This is a genomic window from Streptomyces sp. 378 (assembly GCF_030124145.1).
Taxonomy (GTDB): domain Bacteria; phylum Actinomycetota; class Actinomycetes; order Streptomycetales; family Streptomycetaceae; genus Streptomyces.
Genome location: NZ_JASKMS010000002.1, coordinates 126,279 through 145,721 on the forward strand (window position 1 = coordinate 126,279; position 19,443 = coordinate 145,721).

At 70.9% G+C, this 19,443-nt stretch carries 20 protein-coding genes; 11 read left to right on the top strand and 9 right to left on the bottom strand.

Annotation, left to right across the window (positions count from 1 at the left end):
• Positions 1–27 precede the first annotated feature (27 nt).
• Positions 28–561: a TerD family protein gene (locus tag QNO09_RS03435; protein WP_283968514.1), complete on the top strand. Its 534-nt coding sequence runs from the start codon at positions 28–30 to the stop codon at positions 559–561.
• A gap of 144 nt (positions 562–705) precedes the next feature.
• Here QNO09_RS03435 and QNO09_RS03440 read toward each other — a convergent pair whose 3' ends face one another.
• From QNO09_RS03440 to QNO09_RS03450, 3 genes are all read right to left on the bottom strand, one after another.
• Positions 706–1,725 carry a hypothetical protein gene (locus tag QNO09_RS03440; protein WP_283968515.1) on the bottom strand — a complete coding sequence of 340 codons (1,020 nt, stop codon included), beginning with the start codon at positions 1,723–1,725 and terminating at the stop codon, positions 706–708.
• A 28-nt stretch (positions 1,726–1,753) separates the two neighbouring features.
• Positions 1,754–2,032, bottom strand: a complete 279-nt coding sequence (locus tag QNO09_RS03445) for a hypothetical protein (RefSeq protein WP_283968516.1) — start codon at positions 2,030–2,032, stop codon at positions 1,754–1,756.
• Between the two features lie 168 nt (positions 2,033–2,200).
• A complete protein-coding gene (locus QNO09_RS03450) occupies positions 2,201–2,542 on the bottom strand; it encodes a hypothetical protein (RefSeq protein WP_283968517.1) in 342 nt (113 codons plus the stop codon).
• 216 nt (positions 2,543–2,758) lie between these two features.
• On the opposite strand from QNO09_RS03450, the gene QNO09_RS03455 reads away from it, so the two are divergent.
• Positions 2,759–3,262: a DUF421 domain-containing protein gene (locus QNO09_RS03455; RefSeq protein WP_283968518.1), complete on the top strand. Its 504-nt coding sequence runs from the start codon at positions 2,759–2,761 to the stop codon at positions 3,260–3,262.
• Between the two features lie 85 nt (positions 3,263–3,347).
• On the opposite strand, the gene QNO09_RS03460 is transcribed toward QNO09_RS03455, so the two are convergent.
• Together QNO09_RS03460 and QNO09_RS03465 are read right to left on the bottom strand one after the other, a co-directional pair.
• Entirely contained in the window at positions 3,348–3,767 is a 420-nt protein-coding gene (locus QNO09_RS03460) for a PRC-barrel domain-containing protein (protein ID WP_283968519.1), read from the bottom strand.
• Between the two features lie 234 nt (positions 3,768–4,001).
• Positions 4,002–5,249: a cation:proton antiporter gene (locus QNO09_RS03465; protein ID WP_283968520.1), complete on the bottom strand. Its 1,248-nt coding sequence runs from the start codon at positions 5,247–5,249 to the stop codon at positions 4,002–4,004.
• Positions 5,250–5,422: 173 nt separating this feature from the next.
• Between QNO09_RS03465 and QNO09_RS03470 the strand changes: the two genes are divergently transcribed.
• The 7 genes from QNO09_RS03470 (at position 5,423) to QNO09_RS03500 (ending at position 12,333) form a co-directional block, all read left to right on the top strand.
• A complete protein-coding gene (locus QNO09_RS03470) occupies positions 5,423–7,264 on the top strand; it encodes a glycoside hydrolase family 15 protein (protein ID WP_283968521.1) in 1,842 nt (613 codons plus the stop codon).
• Positions 7,265–7,448: 184 nt separating this feature from the next.
• On the top strand, positions 7,449–8,519 hold the full coding sequence (locus tag QNO09_RS03475) for a TerC family protein (protein WP_283968522.1): 1,071 nt from the start codon (positions 7,449–7,451) through the stop codon (positions 8,517–8,519).
• 344 nt (positions 8,520–8,863) lie between these two features.
• The gene (locus tag QNO09_RS03480; protein WP_283968523.1) at positions 8,864–9,736 is read left to right on the top strand and encodes a universal stress protein; all 873 of its coding nucleotides are present in this window, start codon (positions 8,864–8,866) and stop codon (positions 9,734–9,736) included.
• Between the two features lie 178 nt (positions 9,737–9,914).
• Positions 9,915–10,880 carry a pirin family protein gene (locus QNO09_RS03485; RefSeq protein ID WP_283968524.1) on the top strand — a complete coding sequence of 322 codons (966 nt, stop codon included), beginning with the start codon at positions 9,915–9,917 and terminating at the stop codon, positions 10,878–10,880.
• 101 nt (positions 10,881–10,981) lie between these two features.
• Entirely contained in the window at positions 10,982–11,464 is a 483-nt protein-coding gene (locus QNO09_RS03490) for a MarR family winged helix-turn-helix transcriptional regulator (protein ID WP_283968525.1), read from the top strand.
• The gene (locus QNO09_RS03495) at positions 11,461–11,907 is read left to right on the top strand and encodes a winged helix DNA-binding protein (protein WP_283968526.1); all 447 of its coding nucleotides are present in this window, start codon (positions 11,461–11,463) and stop codon (positions 11,905–11,907) included. Before QNO09_RS03490 ends, QNO09_RS03495 begins: the two co-directional genes overlap by 4 nt.
• Positions 11,908–11,973: 66 nt before the next feature.
• Complete coding sequence (locus QNO09_RS03500; RefSeq protein WP_283968527.1) at positions 11,974–12,333, top strand: tetratricopeptide repeat protein; 360 nt, start codon at positions 11,974–11,976, stop codon at positions 12,331–12,333.
• Between the two features lie 67 nt (positions 12,334–12,400).
• Here the strand turns inward: QNO09_RS03500 and QNO09_RS03505 are convergent, their stop codons facing one another.
• Entirely contained in the window at positions 12,401–13,804 is a 1,404-nt protein-coding gene (locus tag QNO09_RS03505) for a PepSY-associated TM helix domain-containing protein (protein ID WP_283968528.1), read from the bottom strand.
• A 154-nt stretch (positions 13,805–13,958) separates the two neighbouring features.
• Here QNO09_RS03505 and QNO09_RS03510 point away from each other — a divergent pair, with 154 nt between their 5' ends.
• Positions 13,959–14,603 carry a peptide deformylase gene (locus QNO09_RS03510; protein WP_283968529.1) on the top strand — a complete coding sequence of 215 codons (645 nt, stop codon included), beginning with the start codon at positions 13,959–13,961 and terminating at the stop codon, positions 14,601–14,603.
• Between the two features lie 157 nt (positions 14,604–14,760).
• Here the strand turns inward: QNO09_RS03510 and QNO09_RS03515 are convergent, their stop codons facing one another.
• Complete coding sequence (locus tag QNO09_RS03515) at positions 14,761–16,191, bottom strand: dihydrolipoyl dehydrogenase family protein (RefSeq protein WP_283968530.1); 1,431 nt, start codon at positions 16,189–16,191, stop codon at positions 14,761–14,763.
• Positions 16,192–16,311: 120 nt separating this feature from the next.
• Between QNO09_RS03515 and trxA the strand changes: the two genes are divergently transcribed.
• Positions 16,312–16,698, top strand: coding sequence for a thioredoxin (gene trxA, locus QNO09_RS03520; protein ID WP_283968531.1), 387 nt, complete (start codon positions 16,312–16,314; stop codon positions 16,696–16,698).
• A gap of 9 nt (positions 16,699–16,707) precedes the next feature.
• Here trxA and QNO09_RS03525 read toward each other — a convergent pair whose 3' ends face one another.
• Positions 16,708–18,144 (bottom strand): benzaldehyde dehydrogenase, encoded by a 1,437-nt coding sequence (locus QNO09_RS03525; protein ID WP_283968532.1) that lies wholly within the window; start codon positions 18,142–18,144, stop codon positions 16,708–16,710.
• Between the two features lie 226 nt (positions 18,145–18,370).
• A complete protein-coding gene (locus QNO09_RS03530) occupies positions 18,371–19,420 on the bottom strand; it encodes a LacI family DNA-binding transcriptional regulator (protein WP_502962237.1) in 1,050 nt (349 codons plus the stop codon).
• Between the last annotated feature and the right edge of the window lie 23 nt (positions 19,421–19,443).

Sequence of the window (19,443 nt, forward strand, 5' to 3'; positions counted from 1 at the left end):
GCGCGACATGAGAGAGGCAGCAATGCGGTGAGCAGCGACAGCCATGGAGTCGGGAAGGCCGAGGTCCGGATCAAATGGGACCCGAGTCCCTGGGATCAGCCGCCCCATCATCTCGACATCATCGCCGCCACCTACTCGGCGGACGCCCCCTTCGGGCGGCCGGTGTACGTCGTCCACTTCGACAGCCGCGCACCGGACGGCACCATCAACATGAGCCGGCACAGCCAGACCGGGCAGGGCTTCGGCTACGTCGAAGCGATGACCCTGGAACTCGATCGCCTCGCCTCGTCCTTCGCGCGGGTGGTGGTGGGTGTGGCGATCCACCAGAACAGCGGCCCCAAAACCTTCGGTGACATGGCGAACGCCGGAGTTCTGGTTGTCGAGGGTTACAAGGAGCTGCTGAAGGACGACTTCGCACAGCTCTCCGGATCCACCGCGGCGACGGTCGCGGAGTTCACCAGGGACGCCTCCGGAACGTGGGAGTTCCACGAGAATCTCCGCGGGTTCGACAGCGATCCCGTGGTCTTCAGCGCCGAGATGGGCGGCACCCCACACCCCTGACCAGGCAGCGGCCTCGCTGCACGATGACCGGGGGTGTGCCGCGGGCCCGTCCTGCGCAAGGGCTTCGCGCTGGTACTGACCGCAGGACGGGGACAGGGCGAACGTTGCCTGACGCGGCACGCGCGGTCTTCCGCGCAGCGCTTGTCAAGGCCCGTAGCAGGCGGGGGAATTCGTGACCGCTGGGGCTCCGTACGCGGAGGCGACGTCACCGTGGTTGCGCTGGAGGAGTTCCTCATGTCGCGGGCCGAAGTTCTCGCGCCAGGTTCCTGTCCTGCCCTGGTGGAAGGTGAAGGAGTTCGGGTTGAAGATCTGCCCGGCGATGGTTGCGGTATGGGCGGTGTGGTTGCCGAGGAAGTCGGCGATGCGGGCGACGGCTGCCTGCTGGGCGATGCTCGTGCCGCCGCCGTGGGGCCCGATGAGTTCCTCGAACGACACCTTGCACACGGCCGGGTGACGCAGCAACCACAGGGAACGGCGGGCCGTCTCCATGCCGGGGAAGCCGGGGTCGGTCAGGGCGAGGTGGAGTCGGGCGTCCATGTCGGGCAGGGAGCGCAGGATGTCGCGGTACACGCGGTGGTCGGGGAAGGTGCCCACCGGGTCGGGCCGGTCCGGTGGCGCGTCGCGGACCAGGAAGTTGATGGTGGAAACGAGGATGTCCGGCAGGCTCCGGTAGTTGAAGATGATCCTCGGCCTGCCGGTGTCGAGCCAGGTGTTGAGGAAGGCGGGGTCGGCGGCGGTGAGGTCGAGCTGGTGGACGAACCAGCAGCACCGGCCGGGCAGCAGATGGAAGTCGGCGGCCTCAGGCGCGCACAGCAGTCGCCCCACCAGGCCGGCGTCCACCCCGGGAACGCCGGGCAGGGACAGCGGCGTGGGTGCCCCGAGCCGGATCGCCCACACCTTGTGCAGGGCCGCGACGACGGCCTCGAACGCTGCCGCCAGCGCCGTTCGGTCGTGGCCGCGGAGCAGCCGTGCGGCCTCCTCGGGCCCGTAGGCGACCTCCAGAAGCCGCCGTACCTGTACCGGGTCGGCGAACTCCACGTCGCCGGATGCCCGTACCGCACCGAACGGCGCATAGCCCAGTGCCTTCATCACCTCACCGATGAGGTGGGTGCCGCTCTTGCGCAGCGACACCACCACAACGTGCGAGTCCGCTGCCGCAGCCATCTCTGTCACCGCTGTCCCCCGTGCTCCGTCACGCGCCGATCGGCCCGCCCAGCCCGGTGCCGTAGTCGGTGTTGGCGCACCTGTTGCGCTGGATGAGCAGCGGGGCCTGCACCAGGTTGGCGCCCAGCGGGGCCGCGCCCTCCTGGGTGCGGTCGGCCTGCGCCTGCTGCCCGACGTTCGCGCAGTAGTTGTCGTAGGCCGGCAGTCCGATCGCGCCGATGCCACCCGCGGCGGCGGGAGCGGCGGAACTGCCGACGGCGGCGGCCGCGGCAAGGGCGAGAAGGGCGGCGCGGGACGAAAGATTCACAGGGAGATGTCCTTGTCGTGTGACCTCATCAGCTTGCATGACAAGAACGTTGTTCCGCCGTTCGCGGTAACTCAATGTCACCCGATCCGGTTGCGCGCCGTGCTGCTCTCGCCTGCCGACGTCCTCAACCCGATGAGCAGTCGACTCGCTTGCGCCGGTACCGGTGACTCACGGCCGTTGGACGTGCGCCCCCTCGGCGCCCGGCGTCACCTGTACCGAGAGCGTGGTGCTCGCACCGTCAGCCAGGACCTTGATCTGTACCGCGCCCGGGCTGCCGCCGGCGATGAGCGGTACGTCCGTGGTGCCCACACCGTCTGACGCCGTGGTGACTCGGACGGGTGAACCGCCATGGAAGTCGGTCCCGGTTCCTTCCTGGTCATCCACGAAGAAGCTCACCACCCGGCCCCCCGCGGCTGCACCGTCGGACCGGGCCATCACCGAGAGAGAAGAGAACTCCTGGCCCTGCTCGACTTGCTGCCCGTCACCGGAGATCACCATCAGCTCATCCATCACACCGCGTCCCCTCCATCCGGATGCCGCGCACGCGCACACGGCAGATGTCCACACGCCCTGGGTCTCCACCGAGATGCCCGGGCAAACCAGGAGCACTCCTCAAGCGCACCACGGCCGCCCTGAGGCAGGAGCGGTGACGGGGGCGATGGACCCGCAGGACTGATCCACCAGTCTCTTGGTGGCAGGACGCTCGCGCGGGGTACCAGTCGGTTCGTGTTCTTCGACTCCTGGAACGACCTCGCCCGAGTTCTCGTCATGGCCGGGCTTGCCTACCTGATCCTCATCATCACGGTACGCGCGTCAGGCAAACGCACGCTCGCGAAAATGAACGCCTTCGACCTGGTGGTCACCGTCGCGCTGGGATCGACCCTGGCCACCATCCTGCTCAACCGGCAGGTGGCCCTCGGGGAAGGGGTTCTGGCCCTCGTCTCCCTTGTGGCCCTGCAGTTCATCACCGCATGGACATCGGTCCGTTCCCGAAACGTTCGGCGGCTGGTGAAAGCCCGGCCGACCCTCCTCTTGCACGACGGCCGCATGCTTCATGAGGCGATGCGGCAGCAACGGGTCGCGCCGGACGAGGTATGCCAGGCCGTCCGGGCCCAGGGAATCGGTGCACTGGAGCTGGTGCACGCGGTGGTGCTGGAGACGGACGGCAGCTTCAGCGTGATCCCGAGCTCGCAAGCGGGTTCCGAGAACGCCATGGACAACGTCGTGTAGCGACCGTCTCCTCGGGTCCATGACGGGAGTTCAGCCGACGCGCAGGACCCGAAGGCCGAGGGGCGGGCAGGGCGCCCCACGGTGCTCACGGGCGGTACGGGAATCGCGGAGGAATGTAACCGGTCCCCCAGAAGGGGGCGTAGCCGTAGTGACCGTAGACCCGGTCGGAGTATTCGCGCTGGTCGAGGAGCTCCGGACTGTACTCGGGCGCGTCGACGACGTCGTCCCGCGTACGGTCGATGCGGACCTCGTCCCCCGTCACGTCGGCCACGGCGTCGACCGGGATGTAGCTCTTCTTCTCGCCGATACCGAGGAAGCCGCCGTATTCCATGAGCAGGAAGCGGACCTTGCGCTCCTCCTCGTCGATGATCAGGTCGCTCACCTTGCCGAGTTCGTTGCCGGAGCGGTCGGTCACCTTCCGGCCTCGCACGTCCTCGTCGGCGGAAGCGATCGTCTGCTGCGCATCGGAGAGCCTGGTCAGCACAGGAATGTCACCGGAGTCCATAAAGCCTCCCTTGGATGTCACGTCATGCCGGTGTGGCCGGGCGGTCATGCCCGGGAAAGCCACTTCGCCCCAGTTCCCTCCCACAGGCGCCCCATGCCTGTATCCCAGGGTCTGCAGCGAGGAAGAGAGTGGCTGACGTCCCTCGCACGCCGTACGCGTCATTCAGCGGAGGTGGCGTCCCTCTTCGCAAGGACACGGTCGCGGTCGCGGCACAGATCGCGACTGCTCCGTGGGTCAGGTGTCTCGGAGGCGGTCGAGGCGGGCGATGACCGGGCCCGCGGTGATCCCGTGCAGCACCACTGAGGCCAGCACGGTGAAGGTCACCACTGCCCACAGCTCCCGCTCCGGGAGCGCGAACCCATGGTGGCCCAAGGCGTAGGCAAGGTAGTACAACGAGCCGATCCCCCGGACACCGTACGCCGCGACGACCCAGCGTTCCCGGCTCCCCAGGGAGCTCCCCAGCAGGCCGGCCCACCCCGACAGCGGCCGGATCACCAGCAACACCGCGCATGCGGTGATCGCGCCCCACCACGTCAGAGCGGACAGGCCGCCCAGCGCGATGAAGCCGCCCAGCAGGAACAGCACGGTCGCGGTCAGCAGGCGCTCCACCTGCTCCATGAAGTCGTGCAGGACGTTGTGGTAGCCGTGGGATCGCTCAGCGGACCGGATGGCGCACGCGGTGACGAACACCGCCAGGAAGCCGTAACCCCCCGCACGTTCCGTCACTCCGTAGGCCAGGAAGGTGGCGCCCAGCGCGACGAAGCCCTCCCGGTGCTGGGACAGCCGCAGCGCCCTCGATCGCGTCCGGAAGAACAGCCAGCCGAGCAACCGCCCCGTCAGCAGCCCGCCCAGCACACCGACAGCGCACTTGTACGCGAGGTCCTGCGCGGCCCACGGACCGATCCACTCGGCCGACCAGCCGCTGCCCGCGACGGTGGCCAGCCCCACGGCCGCGTATGTCAGCGGAAACGCGAGTCCGTCGTTCAGGCCCGCCTCACTGGTGAGAGCGAACCGCACCTCGTCCTCATCGTGTTCGTCATCCGTGGGCTCGCCCACCCGCACTTCCGCGGCGAGCACCGGATCGGTCGGCGCCAGGACGGCCCCCAACAGCAGCGCGGCGGCCGGCGGCCAGTCCAGCAACCACCAGGCCACCAGCGCCGTGATCAGGAACGTCAGCGGCATGGTGACACCCAGCAATCGCCAGGTCGCGCCCCAGCGGTGCCACCCTACGGGCCGGTTGAGCGCCAGTCCCGCACCCATCAACGAGATGATCACCACGACTTCGGTGACATGCTCGGCCACCACCCGGTCATGCACCGGATCGATCACGGGCAGAGGCAGGGGCAGCAGGTACACGCCGATGCCGCACAGCAGGAAGACCAGCGGCACCGACAGCGGCCGTCCGGACAGGACCCGGGGCAGCACGGCCGCGAGCAACGCTCCGACGCCCAGCCACGCGAAAACCGCGTCCGCGCTCGTCACGGTACGACCCGCCCTTCTCGCCGCCGTCGATCATCGGGTGTGTCCCGCCGGGCGTCCCGGCCTCATACCCCACATCCCACAGGTCATGAACGACAACGAGCTCCTGGGCCGGCCGTCCCGCCCGCTGCACCCTCTGAGTGATCCGGCCGGCCTTCGATGGGTACTGGTCACGCATGAACGAGTGGTCGCCGGTACCGCAGGCGGACTACCTGCCGATCAAGGACCACGGCCTGATCGGCGACGGCCGGGCGTGCGCCTTGGTGGGCCGCGACGGCACCGTCAGCTTCATGTGCGTGCCCCGCTTCGACGCTCCGCCCCTGTTCTGCTCACTGCTGGACCGCCACCGCGGCGGGTCCTTCCTGCTGGCGCCGGACGGGCTACGGCTCAGCCGTCAGCACTACGTGGAGGACACCGGCGTCCTCGTGACAGAGCTGAGGGCGGACACCGGCCTCGTCGAGGTCACTGACGCCTTCCTCCTCCAGCCAGGTGCGCGGCTCGAGGTGGACGCTCCCGTCGACACAGGGGAACTGCTCCGGCACGCGCGGGTCACCCAGGGCTCCGTCGAGCTGAGGGTGGAGCTGAGACCACGCGGCCAGACCCAGGTCGAGCGTCAGAGCGACGGTTGGCGACTGACCTGCCTCCAGCAGTCCGCGAAGCTCCACCTGACCACGTCCCGGCCCTTGCCCGGTCCCGCGTGCACGGTGCGCCTGAGCCAGGGGGAAGACCTCTGGATCCGCCTGCGCTGGAGCGGACCACGGGCTGCCGGCTCCGGACGATCCGTCTCCCAGTGCCTCGACGACACCGTACGGGCGTGGCGCCGGTGGTCGGCCTTCGTGGTGACCGACACTCCCCGCCCGGACCTGGTGCGCCGCTCGGCCATCACCCTCAAGCTTCTGGACTACGCCGGGAACGGCGCCATCGTCGCCGCGCCGACCTCCTCACTGCCCGAGCGCATCGGAGGCGACCGGAACTGGGACTACCGCTACGCGTGGATCCGCGACGCCGCCTACACCGTGTTCGCCCTGCGCCGGATCGGCCTTCCCGACGAAGCCGGAGGCTTTCTGCACTGGGCGTTGACCGCCGCCGGGCGGGACGGGCGACTGCGCGTGCTCTACGACGTGGACGGCCGGCCTCCGCCGCCGGAGGTGATCGACGCGGAGCTGGAAGGCTACGACCGCTCCGCACCCGTACGGTGGGGAAACGCCGCCGCGGAACAGGTCCAGCACGACGTCTACGGAGAGCTCCTCGACTGCGCCTTCCAGTGGGCGGCCACCGGCCGGCCTTTGGGCGCCGGCTTGTGGCACCGCCTGTCCGCCCTGGCCGAGCAGGCCCGCAGCGCCTGGCGGACACCGGATCACGGCATCTGGGAAGTACGTACCCAGGCGCGCCCCTTCACGTATTCCGCAGCGATGTGCCAGGTCGCCCTGGACCGGGCCGCACGCCTCGCCACCCGCCTGAACCTGCCGGGCAACGCCGCCACATGGGCTGTGGAGGCCCGTCGCCTCGCCGGGCGGATCATCCACGACGCCTGGGACGAGCGCACACGCTCCTTCACCGAGCACCTCGGTGCGACAGGTGGACTGGACGCCTCACTCCTCGCCCTCCCGCTCCGACGCGTCCTTCCCGCCGACCATCCCCGCATGATCGCCACAACCCAGGCGATCACCGAACGCCTCGGCGCGGGTGACGGCCTGCTCTACCGCTACCTGCCGCAGGAGTCCCCCGACGGACTGGACCAGCCGGAAGGAGCCTTCCTGCTGTGCTCCTTCTGGCTCGTGGACAATCTCGCGGGCCAGGGCCGCACGGACGAAGCCGCGGAGCTGTTCGAGAAGCTGTGCTCCTGCGCCAGCCCTCTCGGCCTGCTCGCCGAGGAGATCGACCCCCGCGACCACTCCTTCCTCGGCAACTTTCCCCAGGCACTCAGCCACGTCGGGCTGCTGTCGAGCGCCGCCGTCCTCGCCCGCACGGAACACGGCATACGCCCGGAACTCTCCACGCACGCATGGTTTCGGTGACGCGGCACCGAGCGGCACCCCCGGAGAGTCCTGAGCAGCCCGCGCTGGTGAGCGCGGAGCCGTTCCACGCGGTGTCCGCGCGCCGGCCGGGTGTGCGTGCGCCGGCACCAGGGAGACAGCCCCCGTTCCATGGCCCAGACTCGTAGGAAGACTGCCGATCGACGATGCCGGAGAGGTCGGAACCGTGCATGACGTGCCGCTGTGGATGTGGGTGGCGTTCGCCGTCACTGTGTTGGTGTCATTGGCGGTCGATCTTCTCGCGCACCGGCAGGAACACGTCATCGGTTTCCGCGAGGCCGCCGCTTGGAGCGGTGTCTGGGTGGGCTTGGCGATGGTCTTCGGTGGCGTGGTGTTCGTGGTCGTCGGCACCAGCGCCGGAGTCGAGTACACGACCGCGTGGCTTCTGGAGAAGAGCCTGTCGGTCGACAACCTCTTCGTCTTCGCCTTGATCTTCGGCTACTTCAAGGTGCCGCGCGCCTACCAGCACCGCGTGCTGTTTCTCGGTGTCCTCGGCGCCCTGGTCTTCCGCGGCATCTTCCTCGCCGCCGGTGTAGCGGTGGTCAGCCGCTTCACCGCCGTCCTGTTCGTCTTCGCCGCGATCCTCTTCTACAGCACGTACAAGATCCTCAATGAGGAGGACGACAGCTTCGACCCCGGCAAGAGCATCGCCGTGAAGCTGCTACGCAAGGTCATCCCGGTACGGGACGAGTACGCGGGGACCCACTTCTTCGTCAAGGAGGCCGGGAAACGCGTCGCCACGCCGCTGCTCGCCGTCGTCGCCGCCATCGAGGCGGCCGACATCGTCTTCGCCGTCGACAGCGTGCCCGCCGTCCTGGCCGTCAGCAGTGACGCCTTCATCGTCTACACCAGCAACGCCTTCGCCATCCTGGGACTGCGCGCCCTGTACTTCATGCTCGCCGGGCTCCTCGACCGCTTCCACTACCTCAGCAAGGGCCTGGCGCTCATCCTCGCCTTCATCGGGGTCAAGCTCATCCTGCAGGCGTCCCACAAAACGATCAGTACCGCGATTCCGGAGATCCCCTCACTGGTCAGCCTCGCCGTCATCGTCACGGTTCTGGCCGTCTCCGTCGGGCTGAGCATGGCCCGGCCCTTGCCGTCCAACCCCGTTGTTGACCGACTGCGGACCGACGCCGACGCCATGCCCGCCTCCGCTCCGGTCGAGGATGCCTCTCAGACAGCCGACCGGGATCCACCGGGCCAGCACCACCGTCCTGCCGAGCCACCCGACACCTGAGAGTCAAAGCACATACCAAGAATCGGTAAATATGCCGTAAAATGGACCTATGCGTATAAGTGAGCAGAGAAAGGCAACCGCGTCGGCCGGGTATGTCTGCCGCTTGTGCAAAGAGCCCGTAGGCGCCGTTGTGAAACGACACAAGACCATGGGCGTCTTCGTCCCCGTCTGGACCCCGGAGCCGTGCCGCAACCCACTGTGTCGCGGGTACGTGCCCGAGCAGGAGCCGAGCAACTCAGCAGGCAGGGGCACCGGGTTTCGGCCGAGGGGCAGGAGGGACGACTGATCCCGGGACAGACGCCGCGCTGTAGAGGCCGCCGTTCGCACCCGAGGCGGTGAGACCGATGCCGCTGCCCATCGTGGTGGGAGTCGACGGATCGGAAAGCAGCTTGCGCGCAATCGACTGGGCCGCGGACGAAGCGTCCCTGCACGGCTTGCCGCTGCGCCTCGTGCACGCCTGCCTGTGGGAGCGCTATGAAGGGCCCCTCTTCCCGGAGTCCGCAGGGGTTCCTTCCGAACGCTTGCTCGCGCGGGCCGTCGTCGGCCGCGCCAGCGAACGGGCCCGGCAAGGTCACCCGGACGTGCGGATCGATGTCGACATCGCTCCCGAGGACGCCGAGGCCACCTTGTTGCGGGAGGCCCGACGTGCCACCGCCGTGGTGACAGGCTGCCGGGGAAGAGGGCCGATCACGGGTGCGCTGCTGGGCTCGGTCAGCCGTTCCCTGGCGACGCGCGCCCCCTGTACGGTCGTCGTCGTGCGCGCCCTCCACAAGAACCGACAAGCAGTCAACGGGTCCATCGTGGTCGGCGTGGACGACCCCGCAAGCAGCACCGAGGCAATCCGCTTCGCCTTCCGCGAGGCCCAGGCGCGGCGCTCCGTCCTGGACGCCGTGCGCGCCTGGCGTCGCCCCGCCCACAGGGCCCAGGCGCATCCACTGCTCGTCGGGAACCCCGCGCACGAACACGAGGACGAGGCGGCGGACTTGCTCGACCGCTCTCTGCGCGATGCGGAGCGCGAGCATCCCGACGTGCCGGTGCGCCGTGTCATCACCGAGGGCCCCGCCCACCACGTGCTGCTCACCCACTCGGCCACGGCCGACCTCCTCGTCCTCGGCGCACCTCGACGGCACGGGCCCCTCGGGCTGCCCCTCGGGAGCGTGGCACACGCAGCGCTCCATCACGCCGACTGCCCGGTCGCGGTGGTACCCCAACGCTGAGCCGGGACCTCAGGAAGGTCTCCGCTCCCACCTCGACACCGGAGCGGTACGCCGTCGTCGATCCGGTGTCCCGCACCGGAGAGGTGACGCCCGCGCCCGGCCCGCTCGCCCCCGCAGGACAAGGGTCGGGGCGCCGGTCTGTCTGCACGCACGTCCGCGCCCGGCTAGGTTGTGCCGCATGAGCAACCTTGACCGCGCCCCGGTACCGAGCGTGTGCGGCGGCCGCGGATTCGTCGTCGCCGAACCCGTCCGTGAGCTGCTGAGTCCTCGACGCGTACAGCTCGGGGAGTCGACCGAAGTGCGCCGGCTGCTGCCGAACCTCGGCCGACGCATGATCGCCGCATGGGCCTTTGTCGACCACTACGGGCCCGATGACATCGCCGACGAGCCCGGCATGCAGGTGCCGCCACACCCGCACATGGGTCTGCAGACGGTCAGTTGGCTGCACGACGGCGAGGTACTGCACCGCGACTCGACCGGCAGTCTGCAGACGATCCGGCCGCGCGAGCTCGGCCTGATGACCTCCGGCCGGGCGATCAGTCACTCGGAGGAAAGTCCGCGCTCGCACGCCCGCTTCCTGCACGGCGCGCAGCTGTGGGTCGCGCTGCCGGACGCTCACCGCCACACCGAGCCGAAGTTCGAGCATCACCCCGAGCTCCCCACCGTCACTGCACCCGGTCTGACGGCAACCGTGATCCTCGGCGACCTCGACGGCGCGACCTCACCCGGCACCACGTACAGCCCGCTCGTGGGCGCCGACTTGACCCTCGCCCGCGGCGCCGACGTCCGGCTGCCCCTGGTGCCCGACTTCGAGTACGGGGTGCTGTCGATGTCCGGCGAGGTGTACGTCGACGAGGTGCGCGTGCTGCCGGGCTCGATGCTCTATCTGGGCTGCGGCCGAAGCGAACTGCCGCTGCGCGCCGAGTCCGACGCCGGCGTGATGCTGCTGGGCGGCGAGCCCTTCGAAGAGGAACTGATCATGTGGTGGAACTTCGTGGGCCGGACACAGGCCGAGATCGAGCAGGCTCGCGCCGATTGGGCGACGGGCAGCCGGTTCGGCGAGGTGAAGGGGTACGACGGCGCACCCCTCGCCGCGCCCGAGCTGCCGTCGACGCCGCTCAAGCCTCGCGGTCGCGTCCGGTAGGACCTTGAACGCCTCCGCCCGCATCGCCGCGGGTGGGGGCGTTCAACGCAGGCAGTCCAAAATAGTAGCCATGTACATAGTAGCCATGTACGGTATTCGACATGAGCAACGGTTCCGAAGGTGCAACGCCCGGGTTCCTGGTGTGGCGGCTGTCGATGAAGTGGCGGGTCGCGGTCGACCGTGCGGTGGCCCCGCTGGGACTCACCCACGCGCAGTACTCGCTGGTGGCCTCGCTGCACGGCATGCAGCGCTCCGGTGAGCGGCCCAGCCAGCGCCGACTGGCCGACCACACCGGGCTGGAGCCGCTCTACGTGTCCAAGCTCGCCCGGGCACTGGAGACCGCCGGCCTCCTGGAACGGACCCGGGACCCCCGCGACCCGCGCGCGGTGCAGCTCGCGCTCACCGAGCAGGGCCACGAGGTCACCCGGCGGGCGATCGAGGTCGTCCACGGGCTCCTCCAGCAGCTCCTCGACCCACTCGGCGGCCTCGACAGCGCGCGCACCCGGGAGTTCACGCACGAGCTCACGGCCCTGCTCGACGCACCGCTTGATCCCTTCAGCGAGAACGAGACGGAGCAGTCATGACCACCACCCCACCCCGCGTCGATCCCCGCGTCATCGCCCTGGCCCACTACGCGGGCCGCGCTCTCCTCGAGAACGTGCTGGCCCGGCACGGCATCACCTTCCAGCAGTCCGTCACCCTGCGGCTGGCCGCCGACGCCGACGGCCCGGTCCGGCGTGAGCAGCTCACCGACGGTGTCACCGGCGCCCTGAAGATCGACGCGGCGGAGGCGCAAGAGGTGCTCGACGAGCTGGTCGCCGCGCAGCTGCTGACCCCCGACGGGGCGTCGGAGGTACGGATCACGGACGCCGGCCGCGAGCTGTACGCCACGACCTCCGGCGAGACGGCGCCCATCACGGCCCGGATCTACGACGGCATACCGGCGGAGGACCTGGCCGTCACGGGCCGGGTGCTGAGCCTGATCACCGGGCGGGCCGACGCGGAACTGGCGGCCCTGAGCCGTTAGGGCCGCGTCCGACCAGTGGAATACCGAGCCGCCGGGTGCGGTTGTCGGCCTCGAAGGAGGCACCGAGTGAACACGACCCAGGACACCACGTACTACGCCCACGGAACCCCGGCCGAGCGCTGGGAGCGCGCGCAGCTGTTCTTCGACGCCAAGGACTACGCCGCCGCCGCGCGCGTCCTGGTCGGGCTGGTCGAGGAGGTGCCCGAGCAGACCGGGCCCCGGCTGCTCCTGGCGCGCTCCTACTACCACTCGGCCCAACTGCGGCGGGCCGAGGGCGAGCTGCGGACGATCGTCGAGCGGGACCCCGTGGAGTATTACGCCCGGCTGATGCTCGGCCGCACCCTGCAGCGGCAGAACCGGCACGAGGAGGCGGAGTCGCACTTGCGGATCGCCTCGGCGCTCGGCGGTGACTTCGGGCAGCGCTGACCCGCGCCGTACATGAGGGTGCCCGGCTCCCCGCGGAGCCGGGCATCCGCGTGCCGGCGGTGGTCCGCTACGCGACCGGTGTCCCGTACGACCGCCGTCCCCGCCTGTAGGCGATCTCCCCCAGCAGGATGTCCGCGGCGAGGAAGGCCGCCAGCGGGATGCCGAACAACGGCAGGAAGTACCCGAGTACGGCGATGCCCGCCAGGAGCGGTACGAGGATCCGCGGCGGGACCTGCTGCCATGCTCCGCGTGGGATCGGACGGCCGAAGGCGGTGCCGCGGCCGCGCTGCCACCACATGCGGTAGCCCCAGACGATCAGCAGGATCAGGGAGAGCGCGAGCAGCATCAGTGCGATCTGGTTGGCCAGACCGAACAGGATGCCGGTGTGCAGGTCGATGCCCCACCGGGTGAGCTTGGCGAGCACCGGGTGGTCGGCGAACCGCACGACGTCCATGACCTCGCCGTCGGCCGGGTCGATCGCGACGGCGTCCTGCTTCGAGGGCCAGCCGCGCTGCACCTGCTTCACGACGTACGCCGAGTCGGCGTCGGCGGGCGGCACGATCTCCACCGGGTCGCCGAGTCCCTCGGAGCGCGCCGCGGCGAGGACCTTGTCCAGTCCCACGCCGTGCGCGGCGTCACCCGCCTGCCCGGCGGCGGAGCCGTGCCCGGCGTGTTCACCGCCGGCCGCCGCGGACACCGACGGGGTGGCCTGGCCCAGGGAGGTGCGCAGCTCGTCGATGGTGGCTCCCGCGTAGGCCGACCAGGTCAGACCGGTCGCCGAGAGGAAGAAGAATCCGGCCGCCGCCCACACGCCGACACTGCCGTGCAGGCCGAGCGTGCGCCGCCGCCCCTTCGCACCCCGCACCTTGCGCAGGGCCCGGCGGCGGGAGAACCAGAGCACCAGTCCGCCCGCCGAGATGACCCACAGCCAGCTGGCCGCCAGCTCGCTGTACAGCCGCCCCGGCTCGCCCAGATGCAGGTCCCGGTGGAACTCGTCGATCCAGGTGCGCAGCGGCAGCGCGCCGGTCGAGCCGTACTGTTCGAGGGAGCCGCGCACCTTCGCGGTGTAGGGGTCGACGAACACCGCGAGTGTGTGGCCCTCGTCCACGCCCGGGACGCCGGACAGCATGACCCTGGTCGTCGCGTCGGCCTCGGGTGAGGGGCGTACGGCCGAGACCGTGCCCTCGGGGTGCGCCTTGCGGGCGGCGGACACCTGCTCACTGATCGGCAGCTTCTTCTCGCCTGCGGGCACGGTCAGTTCGCGGTCGTAGACGAGCTTCTCGACCTGGAACGAGCCGGCGTACAGCAGGCCGGTGACGGCGGCGACGAGGAGGAACGGCGCCACCAGCACCCCGGCGTAGAAGTGCAGGCGCAGGATCAGCGGGCGCAAGGGGGCCCAGCGGCTCTTCGACGGTGCCGGGGCGGCTGGCTGCGGGGCCTCGTCCGTGGTGGTCGAGGGAGCGGTGGTCATCGGCGGGCTTCTCCGGGGGACGTCGTCTGGGCCGTCGCGGTGTGGGCGGCGGCCGTGGCGGTGCAGTAGTCGGGACGGCGGGGCGTTCGGTTCCCGGAGAACTCCTGTGACGTGCATCACATGAGAGTGGGGGGTGCCGTGCCATCCTGACGCGATGGGAACACCGAGCGATCGCGCACCCCTGGCCGAGCGGGTCGGGCAACTCCTCGACGAGGGCCTCCCCTTGACCATCGTCGCGGCCGGCGACCCGGTACTGCGGCATGCCGCCGAGCCGTACGACGGGCAGCTGGGGCCCGCCCTGCTGGCCCGGTTCGTCGAGGCCCTGCGGGTCACCATGCGGGCGGCGCCCGGGGTCGGTCTGGCGGCTCCGCAGGTCGGGGTGCCGCTCAGGATCGCGGTGATCGAGGACCCCGCGCCGGTGCCGGAGGACGTGCGTCTGGTGCGCGGGCGAGTGCCGCAGCCGTTCCGCGTGCTGGTCAATCCCGCCTATGAGCCCGTCGGGGACGAGCGGGCCGCGTTCTTCGAGGGCTGCCTGAGCGTGCCGGGCTGGCAGGCGGTGGTGGCGCGGCCCGCCGAGGTGCGGCTGACCGGTCAGGACGAGCACGGGCGGGCACTGGACGAGGTGTTCACGGGCTGGCCGGCCCGGATCGTGCAGCACGAGACGGACCACCTCGACGGCGTCCTGTACCTGGACCGCGCCGCCACGCGTTCGCTGTCGTCCAACCAGGCGATGGCGGAGCGCTGGGCTCAGCCGACACCGCAGGAGGCGGCGCGGGCGCTCGGCTTCGAGCTGCCGTGACGCGCTGACCGCCCGGCGGGCCATCGAAGGCTTTGGATCGGGTTCTCCTGCTGCCGGGAGCCGAGGCGGACCTGTGGGACGACGGCCACCGGGAACCGGTGGTGCCCGCGCACGCGCAGCGGGACCGTCGTCCCCGCCCGGCCCGGACGGACCGGGGTCAGGCGTCGCGGTAGGCCTCCAGCAACCGCAGCCACACCTCGCTGATCGTGGGGTAGGACGGGACGGCGTGCCACAGACGGCTGACCGGGACCTGCCCGGCGACCGCGATGGTGGCGGAGTGGATGAGTTCGCCGACGCCGGGGCCGACGAGGGTCACGCCGCGCAGGATCTCGTCCTCCAGGTCGACGACCATGCGGGCGCGGCCCTGGTAGCCGTCGGCGTACAGACCGGCCCCGGCGACGGTGGACAGGTCCACGTCGACGGCCTTCACCCGGTGGCCCGCCTGTTCCGCCTCGGCCAGGGACAGGCCCACGGCCGCGGCCTCCGGATCGGTGAAGACGACCTGGGGGACGGCGGTGTGGTCGGCGGTCGCGGCGTGCGCCCCCCAGGACTCGACCAGGAGCGCCTCCCCGCTCGCCCGTGCGGCGATGGCGGCACCGGCGATGCGGGCCTGGTACTTGCCCTGGTGGGTGAGGAGGGCGCGGTGGTTGACGTCGCCGACCGCGTACAGCCAGTCGTGGCCGGTCACGCGGAGGCTGTCGTCGACGGGCAGCCAGGAGCCGGGGGCGAGGCCGATCGTCTCCAGGCCTATGTCGTCGGTGCGCGGGGCGCGGCCGGTGGCGAAGAGGATCTCGTCGGCCTCGATGCGGTCGCCCGTGGAGGTGACGGCCACGACCGTCCCGTTCTCCCGGGTCACCGACTCCACGGACGTGCCCGTTCGGACGTCCGTGCCGGCCTCCGTGAGCGCCTCGGCGATCAGTTCCCCCGCGAAGGGCTCCATGCGCGGCAGCAGACCCTTGCCGCGGACCAGCAGGGTGACCTTCGAGCCGAGGGCCTGCCAGACCGTGGCCATCTCGGTGGCGACCACTCCGCCGCCGATCACGATCAGCCGGTCGGGCACGGTCTTGGAGCTGGTGGCCTCCCGGCTGGTCCACGGCTTGACCGCGTCGAGCCCGGGCAGTCCGGGCAGCGCGGCGCGGCTGCCGGTGCAGACGGCGACGGCGTGCCGGGCGGTCAGGACGCGCTCGCCGCCGTCCGGGCCGGTGACCGTCACCGCGCGGGGGCCGGTGAGGCGCCCGTGACCTCGGTACAGGTCGGCGCCGATGGAGTCGAGCCACCCGACCTGGCCGTCGTCCTTCCAGTTCGAGGTGTAGTAGTCGCGGTGGGCGAGGACCGCGGAGGCGTCGAGGGGGCCCTGCACCGACTGGCGCAGCCCCGGTACGCGGCGGGCGTCCGCGCGGGCGATGACCGGCCGCAGCAGGGCCTTGCTGGGCATGCACGCCCAGTAGGAGCACTCGCCGCCGACCAGCTCGCTCTCCACGACCGCGGTGGTCAGTCCGGCCGCGCGGGTGCGGTCGGCGACGTTCTCCCCCACGGGCCCGGCCCCGAGCACCACGACGTCGTACGCGTTGGTTTCCGTTTCCGTCATGGGGTCAGTCTGGTGGGTGGTGTGCGCCCTGGCCACATGGGTAGGGGCGCGGAATACGTGTCCGGTCGGCCGTGTTGTGCCGACGGCTTGACCCCACACCAGGAAGTAGGGAATGACGCCATGAGCAGCACCGTGGAGCTCACCAAGGAGAACTTCGACCAGACGGTCACGGACAACGAGTTCGTCCTGATCGACTTCTGGGCCGACTGGTGCGGGCCGTGCAAGCAGTTCGCCCCGGTCTACGAGAAGGCGGCGGGGGAGAACCCGGACCTGGTGTTCGGCAAAGTGGACACCGAGGCGCAGCCCGAGCTGGCCGCGGCCTTCGGTATCCAGTCCATCCCCACGCTGATGATCGTCCGGGACCAGGTCGCCGTGTTCGCCCAGCCGGGCGCCCTGCCCGAGGCCGCCCTGACGGACGTCATCGGGCAGGCCCGGAACCTCGACATGGACGAGGTGCGCAAGGCGGTCGCCGAGCAGCAGGCCCAGGAAGGCCGGCAGGCGGGCTAGCGGACGCTCCTAGAAGGGATACGGAGCCACGTCGCCGCGTACCGTCGTCCAGCGCAGTTCGCTGAAGGCCTCCAGGTTGGCCTCCCCGCCGAAGCGGGCGCCGGTGCCGGAGGCGGCGACTCCGCCGAAGGGCGCCACGGCCTCGTCGTTCACGGTCTGGTCGTTGATGTGGACGATGCCGGTCGGAATGCGCTCGGCGAGGTCGAGACCGCGGGCCGGGTCCCTGGTGACGATGCCCAGGGAGAGACCGTACGGGCTCTGCGCGGCCAGCGCCGCCGCCTCGTCGGCGGTGGTGAAGGAGCGGACGGGTGCCACCGGGCCGAAGACCTCCTCCGTGTACGCGGGAGAGTGGTCGTCGACGTGGGCCAGGACCGTGGGCCGGTAGAAGAGCCTGTCGTGGGTGCCGCCGGCGGCGAGCTTGGCGCCCGCGCTGGTGCTGGCCTCGACCAGGCCGCTGATCTTGGTGAGCTGGGCCGAGTCGATGATGGGGCCCAGGTGGACCTGGTCCCGGTAGGGGTCGCCGACGGCGAGTGAGTCGGCCTTGGCGGCCAGCCGCTCGACGTACTCGTCGTACAGGGACGCGTGCACCAGGTGGCGTCCGGTGGTCATGCAGATCTGGCCCTGGTGGAAGAACGACCCCCAGGCGGCCGTGGAGATCACCGCGTCGAGGTCGGCGTCCTCCAGCACGATCATGGCCGAGTTGCCGCCCAGTTCGAGGTGGGCCCGCTTGAGGTGACGGCCGGCGGCCTCGCCCACGGCCCGTCCGGCGGCGGTGGAGCCGGTGAAGGAGATGATCGGCACGCGCGGGTCGGCGACCAGGGCCTGTCCGGCGTCCGGGCCGCCGGGCAGCACGTGCAGCAGGTTCTCCGGCAGGCCCGCGGCGGCGAAGACCGCGGCGAGGGACAGCCCCCCGCACACGGCCGTGCGCGGGTCCGGCTTGAGCAGGACCGCGTTGCCCAGCGCCAGGGCCGGTGCGACGGAGCGGATGGAGAGGATCAGCGGGGCGTTGAACGGCGAGATCACGCCCACCACACCGGCCGGGACACGCCGCGTGTACGACAGGCGCGGCGCCTCGCTGGGCAGGACCTGGCCGGCCGGGCGGGAGGCGAGGGCGGCGGCCTCGTAGCACTCCTGGGCGGCGACGTGCAGCTCGAAGTCGGCCTTGCCGGGTACGGAGCCCGATTCGCGGACGAGCCATGCGCGCAGTTCGTCGGCGTGCTCGGTGAACAGGTCGCCCGCCTTGCGGAGCACGGCGGCGCGGGCGAAGTGCGGGGTGTGTGCCCATGCCTGCTGGGCGGTGGCCGCCCGTTCGGCGGCGGCCCCGACGTCCTCGGGCCCGGCGAGGGTGAGGGAGCCGAGGGCTTGGCCGGTGGCGGGCTCGGTGACGGTGTACCCGGGCCCCGTGAGGCTGCGGGGCTGCCAGCTCTTGGTGTCGAGCAACGGCATGACGGCTCTCCGATCGATCGGTCACCGGCGGACGGGAGGGTCGATTCCCGTGTGTGCGCGGCCGGTTCGGCGGTCACATGGCGGGACGCGCCGCGCGGGCGCGGCGGAGTGCGCCGCGGCCCGGGTGGGAACGCGCCCCCATTTTGTTGAGCATGCAACATCCTAGCCGTGCCGCGGGCCGAAAGCCGGTCCACCGGCCGCCCACCGGCCGGTCGTGTCCGCCGGCTCAGCTGGATTCGCGATGCAGCACCGTCGCGCCGAGCACCTTGTGCGTCTCGGGCTCGGTCGTGGGCCTGCGCACCGTGCGGTCGACCAGCTCGGCGAGTTCACGGCCGGAGGGCAGCTCCAGACGGACCGTACTCAGCCGGGGCCGCAGCAGCCGTCCGAGCACCAGGTCGTCGGCGCCGATCACGGCCGTCTCCTCGGGGATGCGGATGCCCTCGTCGAGCAGGGCCCGCATGAGCAGCATCGCGTACTCGTCGTTGTAGGTGAACACGGCGTCCAGACCGAGGCTTCGCCAGCGGGCGGCCAGGTGCGCCGCGGCCTGCTCGTCGTAGACCAGGGGCAGTTCGGTCACCGTGGCGCCCGTGCCGCGCAGCGACTGGCGCACGCCGTCGAGGCGGGGTGCGGAGAACGCCTCGAGACCGCGGTCCTGCGGTACGACGACGCCGATCCGGCGCCGGCCGCGGTCGTAGAGGTGGGCGCCCGCGCTGTGGCCGACGACGTCGTGGTCCATCAGCAGGGCGTGCGCGCCCTCGATGGTCTCGGGGCCGAGGGTGACCACGGCCCGTGCCCCCGAGCGCTTGAGCACCGCCACCCCGCGCGGGCCGAGTCCGGAGCCGGGCACCAGGACGGCAACGGGCCGTAACTCGGCCCAGGCGCGGGCGGCTTCGTCGCCGTGCGGGCCGCCGGTGCCGTACTGCACCACCGTGTAGTCCAGACCGGCGAGCGAGCCTTGGAGGTCGGCGAGGAACCGGCTGTAGAGCGGGCCGACGGGGAAGGTCGGCGCGGGGATCAGGACCATCCGGCTGTGCCCGGCACGCAGGCTGCGGGCCGCCGCGTGCGGTACGTACCCGAGTTCCCTGGCGGCCTCGTGCACACGGCGGCGGGTGGGCTCGCTGATCCGTACGGCGCTGGTGTTGTTCAGGACGTAGGAGACGGTCGCGCGCGAGACGCCGGCCAGGCGGGCCACATCGGCGCTCGTGGGCACGGAGCGCGACGGTGCGGGGGACGGGGGCGCGGGCGTTTTCGGTATCTGCACCATGACGTACGGCATCTTGGCAGAAGCCCCAATGCGCC